The following is a 16,639-nucleotide window of genomic DNA, read 5'->3' as shown; positions in this document are numbered from 1 at the left end:
CTTAGTCGGGGTCTTCGAGGTTGGAGAAGCGCCAGAACTCGCTCAAAAAGCCTTCATCGCGCAGGTAGGCGCGGGCCTTGGCCTGCTTGGCGGCGCTGAGCTGGCGCATCTGGGTGCCCTTGCCCGGCACGTACTCGCAGATGCTGATGCGGTCCAGCTCGTCGCGGTTCAGGATGTCCAGCGTCTGCGGCGAGTGGGTGGTCATAATCACCTGGTGCTCGCGCGATACTTCGCGAATCAGCTGGAGCAGCAGTTGCAGTTGGTCGGGGTGGATGCCGAGCTCGGGCTCTTCGAGGAGGATGATTTTGTTGAAACCTTCGTCATTAAGTTGAAAATCCTTGCCGTGCCAGTAAGCAACAAAAGATGCCGTTAGCTCTCCTATTATAAAGAGGAGCCGCTTGGTTCCATCTGAAAGTGCGCTAAACGGCAGCCAGTCACCAGCAATTTTATATTCCAGCACAAGCCCTTTAACGATTATCTCCTCATTCCCCGAATTATAATAAACCTGAAATTGGTCGCTTCTTCTTACTGCTTCGAGAGGGGAATAGAGTGGCAGATATACGTTTAGTCGAGCTACATGACTATCGGCAGCACTGCTTATCCTTTGTCGGGCAGTATGTAATTGAGAGTCTGCATCAGAATTTGTACCGATAATTTCATCCCACCTAATTTCGTCAAAAGTTCTAAACAAGGCACTAAGCAATTGGCTATCTACTTTCCACCATTCCAAATTGGTGTTCATCAGGGTTGGGCTCCCAGCCTTTGTAATAGAAAAGTCAGCACTAGTATCAATTAGAGGTAAAGTAGGTATACCATGCCAAATAGGCACAACGAAATGAAGTTGATGGTCTTTAGTCACACGGTACATTGCCTCTTCTAGTACTTCATTTTCTTCGATTTTCGTCTTGTTTATTACAAGTGAAACTGCAACGGCAATTAGAGCTAACTGGTTAACCATTGCTTTTGATAGAAATGGTCTTTGAGAGTCTTTACTTACCAGCTGTTCTTTAAAAGATATTTTCACATCTTCTTTACCACCTATTACTATCTCGCTTCCCACTCCGCTATGCTTCTCTTCGAACATCTCCACTAACTCCTTTATTAGCTTCATAGCTCGCGTCTTTCCCGACCCATTCTTCCCGATAATCACATTCAGCCCCGGTTTGAAATCCGCCGTCACGTCGCGCAGCGGTGGCACGTTGCGCAGATGCACGTGCTTGAGGTAAGGCGGTTGGGTGGCACCAGCGGAAGCGGTTTGGGGAGAATCAGCCATGAGCACGAAGGAATGAGGCAGCGAAGATAATCCATCCGCTTGGGGCTGGGCATCGGTGGGCCTCACGGCGGCACGGGCGTGTAGCACACCTGCCAACAGGCAAAAACCGGCTTACACGGGCGTGTAAGCCGGTTTTGTTTTATGGTAATAGCCTTACACGCCCGTGCAGGGCAGTTGCGGGTAGTCCGTAAATGCCTTACACGGGCGTGTAGGCCGGTTTAGCAGTTTTGCAAGTCGTCTGCACGGGCGTGTAAGGCGTTTGCGAGAAGTCAACAACCGCCTTGCACGCCCGTGCAGCGCTGGCTAGTTGGCGGCGGGTTTGGGCGTGGGTTTGGCTTTGCCCGACTTATTGACGGTCGCCTTCGCGAAATCAAAAAAGCTATACACCTTGTCCGGCTCGTCAAACGTCAATTCCAGCTGCGCCTTCACGCGGCGCTGGGCCAGGGCAATGGCGCGGCGGTCGTCGGCCAGGTCGAGGATGGTGGTGTCGGTGGTGGCATCCTGGGTGTCGCGGTGCTCGTCCACGTCGGTCATGGCCTTGAGCTTGGCGCGGGCATCCTTCACCAGCGTAGGGTAGAGCTTATCCTCATACTCCACGTAGAGCTCGATGAGAGCGTTGGATTTGACAATCAAATCCTCCTGCGTCAGCGCATCGAGGCGCGACTTCCCATAGGGCTTGAAATCGGCGAAGCCATCGAGCTTGCGCAGCTTGGGTTTCACGTAGTCGATGTAGGTGTCGTCCACAAATTCGAGCCAGTTGGCGCGGGCCGTGTGGTAGGCCCGGGTGTCGCCGGCAGTCGATTCCTCGCGCTCGGTCAGGTTTTCATCAAAATCATTGATGGCTGTTTCCAGCGTCTCGCACAGCGGCTCGAAGGCCGCGCCGAGGTCGGCTTCGCGCACCGCCCGCAGCGTGTGCTGGGCCTGCTCCTTGTAGGCCGGGCGCGGCATGCGCAGGGCCAGGAAGGGGTTTTCGAAATAGGAGAAGTACTTCTTTTTCATGGGTAAACTGGTGGTAAGAGAATTGAGGCAGTAAGTACGACTTTATTCCTGAGTTTTGCAAATACCGCCACTGCCATGCGTGCGGTGCCCCACCACTTACACCGGGATTTTCGCTACTTAGAAGCTAATTTGGCCCTACGGCCCGGCCAACTTACCGCTGAGCGGGGGCCGGCGCAGCAACCTCCCGCCCATTCTTTCGGTCTTACCAGCGCGTGGCCCCACATTTTCTCCCATCTCCGATGCCTAAACCTCTCCTGCTGCTTGCGGTAGCCGTCAGCCTCAGCAGCCTCACCGCGCAGGCCCAGTACATTGTGGCCGGCAGCACCACCAATGCCCGCTACATCAACCTAAGGCCCAATAAAGTATTGGCGGGGCAGCGCCCAGGCGTCAATCAGAGCACCGATTCGCTGGACCTCGATGGCGACGGCCGCTTCGACCTGCAGCTGACGGCCGTGGTCAGCACCGTCAACTTCCCCAGCTACGCCGAGGCGCAGGTGCACCCCCGGCACGACGACGTAGCCCTCTACTCCTCCTCGCAGGCGCCCGCGCTGGTTGCCTTTGCCGCCGCCGATACCATTCAGGCGCGCGGCCCGCAGCCCGCCAGCTCCCTGCCGCCCAATACCTGGGGCAGCCGCAGCACCATCTATCCCTACGGCCCCTCGTGGCTGGTGCGCCTGAACAACAATCCGGCGGGTAATCAGTCGTACGGCATGTGGCTGGGCGGGCAAGACCACTACCTGGGCCTGCGGCTGCGGGCGGGCGGCAGCTGGCGCTACGGCTGGCTGCGTCTGCTAGTGCAAACCACCGGCACCGACCGCCTCATCATCATCATCAAAGACTACGCCCTGGGCAACGCGGTGCTCGCCGCCGCTGCCGCCCCGTCCCAGCCCTGGCAGGTGCACCCCACGCCCACCCACGACTGGCTCCGCATCGACCTGCCGCCCACGGCCACCCTGCGCCAGCTCCGCCTGCTCGACGTATGCGGCCGCCCCGTGCTCACGCCAGCCCAGCTGCCCGCCGATGCCCGCCTCGACCTGCGCGCCCTGCCAGCCGGCACCTACCTGCTGCACGGCCAGCTCACCGATGGCCGCCAGCTCACCCGCCGCATCGTGAAGCAGTAGCCCCTGCAGCAACCATTACCCCAAAAAGGAAAGGGCCTCCCGCGTGTAGCAGGAGGCCCTTTCCTTTTAGTAATCTTTATTCCCTACCCGTTATTCTCCGGCTTCATCTGCGGGAAAAACAGCACGTCCTGAATGGAGTGCGAGTTGGTCATAATCATGCTCAGGCGGTCGATGCCGATGCCCAGGCCGGCCGTGGGCGGCATGCCGTACTCCAGGGCGCGCAGGAAGTCTTCGTCGAGCACCATGGCCTCGGTATCGCCGCGCTTGCCCAGCTCCAGCTGGTCCTCGAAGCGCTTGCGCTGGTCGATGGGGTCGTTGAGCTCGGAGAAAGCGTTGCAGATTTCCTTGCCGTTGCAGATGGCCTCGAAACGCTCCACCATGCCGGGCCGGTCGCGGTGCTTCTTGGCCAGCGGCGACATTTCCACCGGGTAATCCGTGATAAACGTGGGCTGAATGAGCTTGCCTTCCACGTGCTCGCCAAAAATCTCGTCGATGATTTTGGCTTTGCCCATGCTGGGCTCCAAGTGCACGTTCAGCTTAGCCGCCGTGGCGCGCAACGCCGTCTCGTCCATCTCGCCGATGGCCTCGCCGGTGTACTTCTCGATGGCCTCGAACATAGTGTAGCGCTGCCAGGGCCGCTGGAAGTTGATGACATTGTCGCCCACCTGCACCTCGGTTTTGCCGTGCAAAGCCAGGGCCACGCGCTCCACCATTTCCTCCACCAGGTCCATCATCCAGGCGTAGTCCTTGTAGGCCACGTAGAGCTCCATCTGGGTAAACTCGGGGTTGTGAAACCGCGACATGCCCTCGTTGCGGAAGTCCTTCGAGAACTCATACACACCATCGAAACCACCCACAATCAGGCGTTTCAGATACAGCTCATTGGCAATGCGCAGGTACAAGTCCATGTCCAGCGTATTGTGGTGCGTCTTGAACGGCCGCGCCGCCGCCCCGCCGTACAGCGGTTGCAGAATCGGCGTTTCCACCTCCAAATAGCCTTTGTCGTTGAGGTAATTCCGCATCGACTGCACCAGCTGCGAGCGTTTCACGAAAGTGTCGCGCACATGCGGGTTCACCACCAAATCCACGTAGCGCTGGCGGTAGCGCTGCTCGGGGTCGGTAAAGGCGTCGTAGGTAATGGTTTCGCCGGTCGCTTCGTCCTTCTGGGTTTTCACCACCGGCAGCGGGCGTAGCGCCTTCGCCAGCAATTTCAATTCCGTGACGTGGATAGACGTTTCGCCCACCTGCGTCTTGAACACATGGCCTTTCACGCCGATAAAGTCGCCCAAATCAAGCAGCTTCTTGAACACGACGTTATACAGCGTCTTGTCCTCGCCGGGGCAGATTTCATCCCGGTTCACGTAGAGCTGAATACGCCCCGACGAGTCCATGAGCTCGGCAAACGAAGCCTTGCCCATTACCCGCGACGACATCAGCCGCCCCGCCAGCACCACTTCCTGGAAGTTGTTCAGCTCGGGGTGGTAGTTGTCGTGAATTTCCTGGGCGTAAAAGTTCACGTCGAACAGCTCGGAAGGATAGGGCTCAATACCTAGCTTCTGTAACTCTTCCAGTTTGTTACGGCGCAGGATTTCCTGCTCGCTTAGTTGATGCATTGTTATCTGAACCACGGATTCATTCGGATTCGCCGGCAGCCACAGCTGTGGCAACCAAATCACCCGAAAAGGCCTGCCAGGCAAGCCAACGGCCGTGGGACCGGTTAAAAGTGAACCACAAAAGTACAACACGAAAAAAGCCGCTCCGAAACCGGAGCGGCTTTATCTGCAAATGACGGGCAATTAGGCCGCCATGCGGTACTGCTGCGGCTCTTCGCCCTCCAGGCGCAGGGCCGGATTCGAGGGCGGCGTGGGGGCCAGCACCGGCTCCACGCGGGTGCGCAGCCGCTCCTGCACAAAGCCTGCCTGCAAGTGCGCCGGCAGCTCGGCCACCAGCTGCTGGTAGCGCTCCAGCCCCAGGGCCTTCGCCACGTAGGTCTCGTGAATGCCGTTGAGGTAGCTCACGATGTTGAGCAGCGAGGTATGGAAGAGGTTGAAGTCGATGTCGGCCTCCACGTAGCGCTCGATTTCGCGGCTGCTCTGCGAGATACGCAGGCGGCCCAAGAGGTCGAAGATGGTGGTGTAGCCCAGGCGCCAGGTAATCTGCTGCCAGTGGCTGGCCGTCCACTTATCGAGCGGGCGCCCGGTTTTCTGGCTGCGGATGGCCGTGTTGGGGTTGGCCTGCACCTGCTGGCGCGTCCACTGCGCCTTCATCTTGCGCGTGGTGCGCAGAAACTGGCCAATCTGGGCCTGGGCATCAATTTCCTGGCTGGCAATGTGCAGCCCGGCCTTGTAGCCCGCCAGCGGCAAGCGGTGAATGCTGAAGTCGCCATAAGCCCCAGCCGCATAAAACGCCACCGGACGCGGGTAGGCATTCTTCACCACCAGCCGCCCCACCTCCCGGCGAATGAGCTGCGAGTTGCTGGAACGCACGCCGGTGGTGTACAGAAACGCCTGCAAGCCGGAAAGAATAGCGTGGTAAGCCTGCGGAAAAGTCCAGTGCAGCGCATTGCGTAGGAAGTTCTCATCGCCCAGCTCGGCCGTGGCGCGCAGGGCGTACTCGGTGCTCCAGCTCGTGTGCAGCAGCTTGGTAATGGCCGCCACGTCGGCCTCTTCCAACTGGGCCTCGTGGCTGCGGAAAAACGGGAGCTGCGACAAGCCACCGAGGGCCGTGTCGTTTTCCTGAATGTGGTAATTGATAGCGAAGAAGTAGTTCAGGAAAACCTGGGCCGGAATAGACTTGCGCCAGGTTTCATCGGCTTGCTTCTCCTGTTGCTCATCAGCGGCAGGAGCTTCCTGCGGGATGAGCTGAATGATGCGGGTTTCCTCTGTAGTCTTCATGCTGGCTAAACCGCGTGCGAAGGTTTTTAGTTGCACGTTTACTAAAATTTTTGACAAAGTTTTTAGCAAGCAAACCGCTCTGTTAGACAACGCATTAACTACACGGTTTATCTACCAATTAGCCGGCAGAAAATCAACCCTATTTACTAAGCAAACTGGGCAGTATAAATCGGGCAAAAAAACGCCCCCGGCCTTTGCAAGCCGGGGGCGTTTGATAATCTGCTAAAGCCAGCCGCCGTAGCGGCCCAGCGCTTATTTCAGCTCGTCGTTGATAACCGCCACGGCTTCGCCGATGGTGATATCCTTTTTCAAATTCTTGGTAAAGCGGGCGGCGCGGTTGATTTTAATCGTGTCGCCAGCCAGGGCTTTCACGTCGGCCGAAAGCGGCGTAAATGTCAGCCCCGTAGAGGCTTTCTGGGCCTCCTCGTACTTGTCCGATTCGGCCTTGGCCTGCGCCTGCTCGGTGCGATAAGCCGTCAGTTTCAGCGAAACGGTGGTTTCGTCCTTACGCTTTTTCATGCGTTGAGCAATTTCATCCAGCACTTTGAAGCTGGGGCTGGCGGCCACGCGAACCTTGCTGTTGGCACGCAGCTTGTCGATAGCCGGGGCAGCATCCCAAGGGCGGTAACGGGCCGGCTGAATTTCGTCCCACTTCAGCGGGTAGTCAGTTTCCTTTTCACCCTGGTCGAGGTAGGCCCAGGCATCGGGCAGCACGATGTCCGACATCACGCCTTTAAACTGGGTCGAACCACCGTTCACACGGTAGAATTTCTGGGTCGTCAGCTTCAGTGAGCCAATAGGTTTCACGCTGTTCAACTCGGCCGGCAGGGCCTCATCGAGGTCGAAGATGCGCTGCACAGTGCCCTTGCCATACGTGCTGGCCGAGCCCATAATCACGCCGCGCTTGTAGTCCTGGATGGCAGCCGCCAGAATCTCGGAGGCCGAGGCGCTGTACTTGTTCACCAGCACCACCAGCGGGCCGCTGTACTGCACGCGAGGGTCCTTGTCGTTGAGCACGCTGGTGCGGCCCTGGCCGTCGCGCACCTGCACCATCGGGCCGCTTTCCATGAAGAGGCCGGCCATTTCCACGGCATCGGTGAGCGAGCCGCCGCCGTTGTAGCGCAGGTCGAACACCACGCCCTTCACGCCTTCGGCGTTCAGCTTGGCCAGCTCTTTCTTCACGTCTTCGGCCGAGCTGCGGCCGCCGTTGTCATTGAAGTCGGCATAGAACGTGGGCAGGCGCAGGTAGCCGATTTTCTGGCCGTTCATATCGATAGTGGCCGACTGCGCGTAGGTTTCCTCAATCACCACCACATCGCGGATGATGGGAATAATCTGGGTGCTGCCATCGGGCTTTTTCACCGTCAGTCGCACTTCCGAGCCCTTCTTACCCCGAATCAGGGTAATGGCTTTCTGCGTGCGCCAGCCCTCAATGCTCACCGGCTCGGCGGCACCCTGGGCCACGCGCAGCAGCGCATCGCCCTTTTTCAGTTGGCCCTGACGCGACGACGCCGAGCCCGGGATAATATCCTCCACGTAAATCAGGCCGTCTTTCTCGCGCAGCGTCGCGCCGATGCCCTCGAAACGACCAGTCATGGCAATGTCGAAATCCTGCTTCTCACGCGGCGCAAAATACTCCGTGTGCGGGTCGTAGGTGTTGGCAATGGTGTTGGCGTAGATGCTCAGCCGCTCGTTGGCATCGGTATCGAGCAGGTCGGCAAACTGGTCGTCATACACTTTCAGCACGCGCTTGCGGGCCTCGGCCTCCATTTGAGCGGGGGTGCGGGGCGGCTCGGGCGCGGTGGGTGCTTCGGGGTTAGCGGCGGCGGGCGTGGCTACATCGGCAGCGCTGCCGGGCGCGGGAGTGGTTGTGGAGGCTAAGGCCTTCTTATCCTTGGCCTTTTCCTGCGCGTCCATCATTTCCGAGATGCGCGACAGGGTTTCGTATTTCAGCAGCTTGCGCCACTGTTCGCGCTGGGCGGCTTTATCAGCCGGGAAAGCGGCTTTCTCAAAATCGGTCTGGAAGGTTTCTTCGGTAGTGAAATCGAAGGGCTTGGCCAGCAGCTCGCGGTAGAGCAACTGCATTTCCTTGGTGCGCTCGGCCATCAGCTTGGTGCTGAGGTCGAGGAACTCGTGGGAGCCGCGCTTCACCTCGTCGTCAATCTGCGTCTGGAATTTGCGCAGTTGCTCCACATCGGAAGCTAGCAGGAATTTCTTGCGGAAATCGAGGCGCTTCAGGTAGAGGTCGAACACGCGCTTCGAGAAAGCGTCGTCCACCTTTTCGGGTTGGTAGTGGGCGGCCGAGAGGCCTTGCAACATAGTGCCAATCAGCACCTCGTCCTTGCCTGGTACGGCTGAGTCGGCGCGCCGCAGCAGTCGGTAGGAAGCCAGAACAAATACGGCCGACACCAGGAAGGCATACAGACCGATTTTCAAGCGGGAAAAAGACATCAGCAGAACTAAAAAATGAGGATAAGAATCAAAAGTACGCGAAAGCAGCAACTGCCGCCCCACCCGCTTCTCTACGGCAAAAACGTGCCAGCGGGTGAAATAAGTGCCCCCGGCCGATATCTACAATCGTGCCGCATCCATTGACTACGCAAGGCCCTGGGTAGTTGCAACAAAAAAGCCTTCCCCGGGTTGGGAAAGGCTTTTTATTGCTGTGCTACTTGCCGTTTGCCGGCTGCTTATTGCCCGAATAAACGACCAATGGCGGGCAAACGACGACGTATTACTTAGTAGTTGCGCACGTTGCCGCCGTTGTTGCGACGGAATTCTTCTTCGAAGTAGCGGGCATCTTCTTCGTTGCGGGGTTTCACGCCCATCACGATGCCGCCTTCTTTAATGCTGGTTTCGTACTCAGCAGCACGGTCTTCGGGAATACCCGAGCCTACCAGGGCGCCTACCAAGCCACCCGTGAGGCCACCGGCGCCGGCACCGGCCAGCGCAGCCGCCAGCGGACCAGCGATAATCAGGCCCAGGCCCGGCAGCGCTACCGAAGTACCGATAGCAGCGATGGCACCAATCACAGCGCCAGCCGTGCCACCGATGGCCGAGCCTACGCCCGCACCTTCCATGGCTTTGTCGCCCAGGTCGGAATGAACCGTGTCGTCACCGAAGTGCGTCTTGCGGGTTTCGTCCGACATGAGCAGGTTCACATCATCTTTGGTGTAGCCGCGCGAGGAGAGCGACTCGTAGGCCTTCTCGGCGCTGCTGCGGTCGCGGAAGATGCCGGTGGTGGTGCTGCCGCTGCGGTAAGGCTGACCGGTTACGGCGTGAGCCGCGTGGTCGGCAGTGTTCTGCACGCCATCGATGGCGCGGCCCACTACGGCACCGGGAGTGCCGGCAATGGCGGCACCTTTAGCGGTAGCGCTGTAGTCGTCGCCATCGACGCCTGCGCCGGTGCCAGCGTTGTAGCTGGTGCCTTCGTTGCTGGAGCTAGTAGGGTTGCCCATACCGGTACCGGTGTTGGTGGTGCCGTAGTTAGCGCCGGCGCCGGTGCCTTGGTTTTGCGGGTTATTCGAATCGTTGGTGTTCATCGGAGTTGGGTGGAAATGTGGAAAGGAGAAAGTTCTCAAGCTCCGCCGGAGTGGCTAAGCAAGCACCTTAACGGGACCGCTGTAACGGGGGTTACAGATGCAGCCGACTTTCTACTTTTCTATTTCCTCTTTGCTCCATCCAATGGTTGAGCTTCTCACAAAACCCCAACGGCTCAGTTATTCACTTTCTTCCATGTGGGCAAACTCCTGATAGTTCGCGTCGTCGCGCCAGTAGGCGTGGCTTTCCCTGATGAGATTTTTCAGAAAATTCTCGTCCTGCTTGAGGCTGCGCCACTCGCCCATACCCATTTTCTCGCAGAGCTTGTAGAAGTTATCGCCCTGGCCTTTCGAGCCCTGCACTTTCACGAGGCTGCTCAGGGGCGGGCGGCCCTCGGCGTGCTCGGTTTGGGAAATTTCGGCCAACATCTCGTTCAAACGCGCCTTCTCGTGCGAAATTTCCAGGTTCAGTCCCAGCTCGGCTTCCTGCACCAGGGTGAGGTAACTCACGGTGCCAGTTTGGTTGCGGGCAAAACGAATAAGATAGGTACGAACGCGGTTAGTCATGGGTGGGCAACAAACTAGGGCAGTTTAAGAAGCGAAAAGTAGTGAAAAAATAGGCGTAAGCGCAATTTAGCAACGGTGGCCGATACCTACGCCCGGCCTTTCCGCCGTTTTATCTCCTTTTCAATCAGCAGAAACTCACGGCTGCTTTGGCCGGCAATGGCAGTATTCTCGTCGGCGCGGCGCAGCAGGTAAGGCATCACGGCCTCTACCGGGCCGTAAGGCAGGTACTTAGCCGTGTTGTAGCCGGCGTTGGCCAAGTTGTAAGTCAGGTTGTCGCTCATGCCATAGAGCTGGGCAAACCACACCCGCTCATCCTGCGGCGCGATGCCGGCCTTTTTCATCAGCTGCGTGAGCAGCAGCGAGCTGGCCTCGTTGTGGGTGCCGGCGCAGATGCTGATACGGTCGAGGTGTGCCACGCAGTAGCGCAGGGTTTCGTCGTAGAGGTCGTCGGTGGCCTGCTTGCTGGGATTGATGGGCGTGGCGTAGTTGCGTTGCTTCGCCACGCGGGCTTCCTTTTCCATGTATGCCCCTCGTACCAGCTTGGCACCGATATAGTAACCGGCTTTTTCAGCCGCGTCGTGGGCGGCTTTCAGGGCGTCAAGCCGGTCGTGGCGGTAGAGCTGATAGGTGTTCCAGACGATGGCCTTCTCGCGGTTGTACTTGGCCATCATATCGTAGGTCAGCTCGTCGATGGTTTGCTGAAACCAACTTTCCTCGGCATCGACAAACAGGCGGATGCCATACTGATGAGTGCGGGCGCACAAGGCATCGACGCGGGCCAGGGCGCGGTCGTGGGCAGCCTGTTCGGCGGCGCTGAGCGTTTCGCCAGCCTGAATTTTTTCAAGAATAGCCACGTCGGCTACACCCGTTACCTTGAAGACCGAGAAGGGGATATGCTGCGAGCGGTGGGCTTCTTCGATGGTGGCCAGCAGTTCGTCGCGGGTGCGGTCGTAGCTCTGGTCGCTGCCTTCGCCTTCCACCGAGTAGTCGAGGATGGTGCCGATGTTGTACTTGCCCAACTCGGCCGTCACGGGGCGGCATTCTTCGATGGTTTCGCCGCCGCAGAACTGCTCGAAGATGCTGTGCTTGATGAGGAACTTGGTGCCGGGCAAGTGCCATTTCAGCGCCGTTTTCATCAGGCTGCTGCCGGTTTTTACCAGCGTACCGTTGTTCATGGCGGCGAAGAGGCCGTACATCTTGCGCAGCCGGCCGTCCGACTTTGAAGCGAAGGCGACGCGGGTGTCATCGAAGGAAATGGGCGGGACCTGGGGGCTGGGGTCGGCAGGCATAGGCGAGAGTGGGAAACGGGAAATGGGTGGGAAAGAAGGGCGGAAAACGAGCGGACGAAGTTAGCCGGTAAACATCGTTCAACGTCGCGGCGTTACCTTTCCGGCCGTTTGGCGCGTGGCCGCGATGGCCGTTCTTCTGCCCCCTGTTTGCATGCAAAATCCTCCGCTTACCGATACGTATTTCACCCGCCTGCTGGCCAAAAAAGGCCAGCCGCTGCTCATTGCCGGCCCTTGCAGTGCCGAAACCGAGGAGCAGGTGCTCACCACCGCCCGCGGCCTGCAGGCGCTGGGCAACATCGACCTGTTCCGGGCCGGCATCTGGAAGCCGCGCACCAAGCCCGGCGGCTTCGAGGGCATGGGCTCGGTGGCGCTGCCCTGGCTGCAGCGCGTGAAGGCCGAAACCGGCATCCCCACCACCGTGGAGGTAGCCACGCCGCGCCACGTGGAGGAAGCGCTGGCCCACGGCATCGACGTGCTGTGGATTGGGGCCCGCACCACCGTCAATCCCTTCGCTGTGCAGGACTTAGCCGATGCCCTGGCTGGCACCGGCGTGCCCGTGATGGTGAAAAATCCCGTGAACCCCGACGTGGCCCTTTGGGCCGGGGCGCTGGAGCGCCTGGAGCGCGCCGGCATCCACGATTTGGCCGCTATTCATCGAGGGTTCAGCACCTTTGCGCCCAGTCGCTACCGCAATGCGCCCACCTGGATGCTGCCTATCGAGCTAAAAACGCGCTTCCCGCACATCCCGCTCATCTGCGACCCCAGCCACATCGGCGGCAAGCGCGATTTGCTGCTGCCCATTGCCCAAAAGGCCCTCGACCTCGACTACGACGGCCTGATGATTGAAACCCACCCCGACCCGGATAATGCGCTGAGCGACGCAGCCCAGCAGGTGACGCCCGCGCGCCTGGGCGAAATCCTGAGCGAGTTGAAATACCGCCGCCGGTCCTCCGACAATGCTGATTACCTGAGCAAAGCGGAGGAATTACGCCATAAAATGGACGTGGCCGACCGCGAAATCATCGAAGCGCTGGCCCGGCGCATGGCGCTGGTGGAAGAGCTAGCCGAGTACAAGAAGGAAAACAACGTGAAAATCCTGCAGCTCGACCGCTGGCAGGAGATTTTCAGCAGCCGCCCGGAATGGGCCGAAAAGCTGCGCGTTAATCCGAAGTTCGTGGCCGAGCTGTACAAGCTGATTCACGTCGAAAGCATTCGCCGCCAGACGGAAATCATGCAGCGGGCCGACTAGCGCACGCGCCGGTAGCTTTTGCGCGGGGCGTCGCAGGCCGAGCCGTAATCCAGCACCAGCGTATCGTTGTGCAGGGTGTAGCCCACGCTGCGAACTGCACTGTAATTCATTTTCGGCACCAGAATCAGGGCTGGTACTATGGATGGCAGCCCGCACCGCGTGGTGCTACCAATAGTATAGGTTGCGTCAAAAATCTGCGTTCCATTTCGGTATTCAGCGAAGTCGGCCGAGGTAATAGCCAGCTGCTCATTGGCTAATGGGGCGGGCGCGCAGTAGCATTGCAGGTTAACGAGCTTCCAGTTGCCGGGCAGGCCACTACCGCTTATGTACACAGTGGGGTTCGGGTCGTCGGACTTGCTTTTGCTGCAGTTGGCAGTCAGCACGGCGAGAGAGGCCAGGATTGGAAGCAGCGCTTTCATCAGAACAAGAGAAATGGAGCAGGCTGGCAGTTGAGCAAATTAATACGTGCCGGCTTCTCCCTGACCGCCACCCGGCGCGTATGGTTGCGCAGCGGCTTCGTGCCCGCCTATTTATTCCGACTTTCGCCCCATGAATTCTCCCGTCACCATCGGCGCCGAGGCGCTGCCCGAATTAGCCGCGTATCTGTTCCGGCCCGGCATCAGCCGCGTGTTTGTGCTGGCCGATGCCAACACGGCCCGCCTGTGCCTGCCGCTGCTGGAGCCGCAGTTGCCGCCGGATTATTTTCTCATTGAAATTCCGGCCGGCGAGGAGTACAAACGCCTCAGTGTGTGCGACACGGTATGGTGCCAGCTCACCGAGCAGCAGGCCGACCGCCACGCCGTGCTGGTGAACCTGGGTGGCGGCGTGGTGACGGATTTGGGCGGCTTCTGCGCGGCGCTTTACAAGCGCGGGATTGGCTTCGTGCAGGTTCCCACTACCCTGCTGGCGCAGGTCGATGCCAGCGTGGGCGGCAAAACGGGCATTGATTTTCAGGGCTTCAAAAACCAGCTCGGCGTGTTTCAGGAACCGCTGGCAGTATTTATTGAGCCTCAATTCCTGGAAACGCTCGACCCGCGCCAGCTTAAATCGGGCTACGCCGAAGTGCTGAAACACTGGCTGATTGCCGACGCTGCTGCGTTCGATAGCAACCGCCGGCTGGGCTGGCTGACGGATGACTGGGCACCCATTATCCGCGAGTCAATAGCCCTCAAGCAACGCATCGTGGCCCAGGACCCGCTGGAAGCCGGGCCGCGCAAGCTGCTCAATTTTGGCCACACCGTGGGCCACGCGCTGGAAAGCTACCTGCTGACGCAACCGGGCCGCGAGGTGCTGCACGGCGAGGCCGTGGCCGCCGGGCTGGTGTGCGAAAGCTGGCTCTCGGTGCAGCGCGGCCTGCTGCCGGCCGAGGATTTGGATAAAATTGAAACCTTCGTGTTCTCGGTTTTCGACCGCATTCCGTTCATTTTGCTGGAAACGGAGGCCATTGCCGAATTTGCGTTGCAGGATAAGAAAAACGAGGGCGCCACGATAAACTGCACCTTGCTAAAGGGTATCGGCCAGGGGGTGTATGACCAACCGGTGACCTTGGGCGAAATTGCCGAAAGCCTGCGCTATTACCACCGCATTCAGTCGTAACTTCAATGGGTTCAGCTGCTAACCACCTCACGAACTCGCCACTTCACCTGCAATGGCCGGGTGGCCCGCTGAGCGGCACCATGCAGCTACCCGCTTCCAAAAGCGAGAGCAACCGCGCCCTCATCATTCAGGCCCTGGCCGGCAGCGGACAGCTTGACAATCTGTCGGATGCCAACGACACGCAGCTTATGCAGCGCCTGCTGGCCGCTGAAGATTCCGCCGAACTAAATGCCGAAGACGCTGGCACCGTCATGCGCTTCCTCACGGCTTACTTGGCCATGAGCGGCCGCCAAACGGTGCTCACCGGCACCGCCCGCATGCAGGAGCGGCCTATCGGCGTGCTGGTAGAGGCCCTGCGCCAGCTCGGCGCTCGCATCGACTACCTCGGCCAGGCAGGCTACCCGCCCCTGCGTCTGCGCGGCCGCACCCCGCAGCCCGCCGATACCGACGACCAGCCCGTAACCCTGCAGGTGCGCGGCGACATAAGCAGCCAGTATATCTCTGCCCTGCTGATGATTGGCCCGCTGCTGCCCCACGGCCTGCGCCTGCGCCTGACGGGCAAAGTCGGCTCGCGTCCCTACCTGCACATGACGCTGGCCCTGATGAGGCACTTCGGCGCGCAGGCCCGCGACCTGGGCGTCATTTTCGACGTGCGCCCGCAGCCCTACCACCCGGCCGATTACACGATTGAAGCCGACTGGTCGGCCGCCAGCTACGCCTACGCGCTGGTAGCGCTGGCCCTGCCCGGCTCTACGCTGTGGCTGCCGGGCCTACGCCGCCACTCCTGGCAGGGCGACCAGGCCATTGTGGGCATTATGGAGCAACTGGGCGTGCAAACGGAGTTTCGGGAGGACGGCATAAAACTCACGCAAGGCCCCGTAGCTACCGCGCTGAACCACGATTTCACCGACTGTCCCGACCTGGCCCAAACCGTGGCCGTGGTGGCCGCCGCCCTGCAGGTGCCCGCCAATTTCACCGGCCTCGAAAGCCTGCGCATCAAAGAAACCGACCGCATTGCGGCGCTACAAACGGAGCTGGCAAAATTAGGAGGAAAGCTGACCGATGCCGGAGAAGGCCGCTTCGTGGTCAGTGCATCGGATTTTGAAGTCAATGGCCAGACCGTAGCCACCTACCACGACCACCGCATGGCCATGGCCTTCGCGCCCTTGGCTTTGCGTGGGCCGCTCACCATCGAAAGCCCGGTGGTGGTGCGCAAGTCGTTTCCGCAATTCTGGCAGCAATTGAGCCAGTTAGGGTTTCAGCTTGCGGAACGCAATTGACGGAAATACGCTACCGATTTCAGCAGCCGGCTGCCGTACCAGCTGAACAGTTCGCCATCCACGATTTCAATTGTCGCTGCCGGGCAGATTTGCTGAAATTCGGCCACATGCTTTCTGGCAAAAGGATAGGGTTCGGAAGAAAGAAAAATATGCTCGGGCGCTGCCTGGGCCAGCTGGTCCGCTGTGATTTCAGGATACCGCCCCAAGTGCGCAAAGACATTTGCGAAGCCCGCTCGCGCCAACATGTCGTTGATGAAGGTGCCGCCGCCAGCTACCATGTAAGGCTTACGCCAGATGAAGTAAGCCACGCGCTCCAACCCAGCATCAACCGGCAACGCCGCAAACGAAGTGGCAATGTCTTCTGCCAGTTGCCGGGCTCGCTCAGTTGTTTTCGTCAGCTGTCCCACGCTACGCAGCATTTCCAGGGCCTTCGGAAAGGTACTGATGTCACTCATCCACACGGGGAAATCAGCTGCCAGTCGCACAATGCCCTGCTGGTAATTCTCTTCCTTGTTGCCGATAATCAAATCCGGCTGCAGAGTAGCAATTTTCTCGAAGTCAAACTGCTTGGTGCCACCAATCACCGTCGCCCGCTGCCGCGCCTCGGCTGGATGAATGCAGAATTTCGTCACCCCCACCACCCGTTCGCCCAGGCCCAAATCAAATAATAATTCTGTCTGCGAGGGCACCAGCGACACGATACGCTGCGGCAGTACCGGCGCCATTACGTGCCGCCCCATCTGGTCTACAGTCCGGACCAAGCACTGATGTGAATCGTAGCTCATAGAAAAAACGAAACGCCGGTTTTGCCGGCGTTTCGTTTGCTAAATAAAAA

14 protein-coding genes are annotated in these 16,639 nt (G+C 59.3%); 4 read left to right on the top strand and 10 right to left on the bottom strand.

Annotated elements, in window-relative coordinates; genetic code table 11:
• Position 1: 1 nt before the first annotated feature.
• A complete protein-coding gene (locus tag Q5H93_RS04835) occupies positions 2–1,273 on the bottom strand; it encodes an AAA family ATPase (protein ID WP_305005367.1) in 1,272 nt (423 codons plus the stop codon).
• A 303-nt stretch (positions 1,274–1,576) separates the two neighbouring features.
• Complete coding sequence (locus tag Q5H93_RS04830) at positions 1,577–2,272, bottom strand: hypothetical protein (RefSeq protein ID WP_305005366.1); 696 nt, start codon at positions 2,270–2,272, stop codon at positions 1,577–1,579.
• A 239-nt stretch (positions 2,273–2,511) separates the two neighbouring features.
• Here Q5H93_RS04830 and Q5H93_RS04825 point away from each other — a divergent pair, with 239 nt between their 5' ends.
• Positions 2,512–3,393, top strand: coding sequence for a T9SS type A sorting domain-containing protein (locus Q5H93_RS04825; RefSeq protein WP_305005365.1), 882 nt, complete (start codon positions 2,512–2,514; stop codon positions 3,391–3,393).
• An 83-nt stretch (positions 3,394–3,476) separates the two neighbouring features.
• Here the strand turns inward: Q5H93_RS04825 and lysS are convergent, their stop codons facing one another.
• The 6 genes from lysS to Q5H93_RS04795 all read right to left on the bottom strand — a co-directional run bounded on the left by lysS (position 3,477) and on the right by Q5H93_RS04795 (position 11,679).
• Positions 3,477–5,006 (bottom strand): lysine--tRNA ligase, encoded by a 1,530-nt coding sequence (gene lysS, locus Q5H93_RS04820; protein ID WP_305005364.1) that lies wholly within the window; start codon positions 5,004–5,006, stop codon positions 3,477–3,479.
• 183 nt (positions 5,007–5,189) lie between these two features.
• Complete coding sequence (locus Q5H93_RS04815; protein ID WP_305005363.1) at positions 5,190–6,287, bottom strand: hypothetical protein; 1,098 nt, start codon at positions 6,285–6,287, stop codon at positions 5,190–5,192.
• Between the two features lie 252 nt (positions 6,288–6,539).
• Entirely contained in the window at positions 6,540–8,738 is a 2,199-nt protein-coding gene (locus Q5H93_RS04810; RefSeq protein ID WP_305005362.1) for a carboxy terminal-processing peptidase, read from the bottom strand.
• 284 nt (positions 8,739–9,022) lie between these two features.
• A complete protein-coding gene (locus tag Q5H93_RS24135; RefSeq protein WP_369810983.1) occupies positions 9,023–9,826 on the bottom strand; it encodes a hypothetical protein in 804 nt (267 codons plus the stop codon).
• 177 nt (positions 9,827–10,003) lie between these two features.
• Entirely contained in the window at positions 10,004–10,390 is a 387-nt protein-coding gene (locus tag Q5H93_RS04800) for a hypothetical protein (RefSeq protein ID WP_305005361.1), read from the bottom strand.
• 86 nt (positions 10,391–10,476) lie between these two features.
• Positions 10,477–11,679, bottom strand: a complete 1,203-nt coding sequence (locus tag Q5H93_RS04795; RefSeq protein WP_305005360.1) for a proline dehydrogenase family protein — start codon at positions 11,677–11,679, stop codon at positions 10,477–10,479.
• Positions 11,680–11,830: 151 nt separating this feature from the next.
• Between Q5H93_RS04795 and Q5H93_RS04790 the strand changes: the two genes are divergently transcribed.
• On the top strand, positions 11,831–12,928 hold the full coding sequence (locus tag Q5H93_RS04790) for a chorismate mutase (protein WP_305005359.1): 1,098 nt from the start codon (positions 11,831–11,833) through the stop codon (positions 12,926–12,928).
• Here the strand turns inward: Q5H93_RS04790 and Q5H93_RS04785 are convergent.
• The gene (locus tag Q5H93_RS04785; RefSeq protein ID WP_305005358.1) at positions 12,925–13,347 is read right to left on the bottom strand and encodes a hypothetical protein; all 423 of its coding nucleotides are present in this window, start codon (positions 13,345–13,347) and stop codon (positions 12,925–12,927) included. The two genes, Q5H93_RS04790 and Q5H93_RS04785, sit on opposite strands and share 4 nt — an antisense overlap.
• Positions 13,348–13,477: 130 nt before the next feature.
• On the opposite strand from Q5H93_RS04785, the gene aroB reads away from it, so the two are divergent.
• The gene (gene aroB / locus Q5H93_RS04780) at positions 13,478–14,524 is read left to right on the top strand and encodes a 3-dehydroquinate synthase (RefSeq protein WP_305005357.1); all 1,047 of its coding nucleotides are present in this window, start codon (positions 13,478–13,480) and stop codon (positions 14,522–14,524) included.
• 5 nt (positions 14,525–14,529) lie between these two features.
• Positions 14,530–15,804 carry a 3-phosphoshikimate 1-carboxyvinyltransferase gene (locus Q5H93_RS04775; RefSeq protein WP_305005356.1) on the top strand — a complete coding sequence of 425 codons (1,275 nt, stop codon included), beginning with the start codon at positions 14,530–14,532 and terminating at the stop codon, positions 15,802–15,804.
• Here Q5H93_RS04775 and Q5H93_RS04770 read toward each other — a convergent pair.
• Complete coding sequence (locus tag Q5H93_RS04770) at positions 15,783–16,589, bottom strand: helical backbone metal receptor (RefSeq protein WP_305005355.1); 807 nt, start codon at positions 16,587–16,589, stop codon at positions 15,783–15,785. The genes Q5H93_RS04775 and Q5H93_RS04770 overlap by 22 nt on opposite strands.
• Positions 16,590–16,639: the final 50 nt, after the last annotated feature.

It is taken from the genome of Hymenobacter aranciens, from assembly GCF_030580865.1.
GTDB classification, from domain to species: domain Bacteria; phylum Bacteroidota; class Bacteroidia; order Cytophagales; family Hymenobacteraceae; genus Hymenobacter; species Hymenobacter aranciens.
The sequence above is the reverse complement of the archived record's forward strand: the minus strand, read 5'-3'. Positions and strand labels throughout refer to the sequence as shown.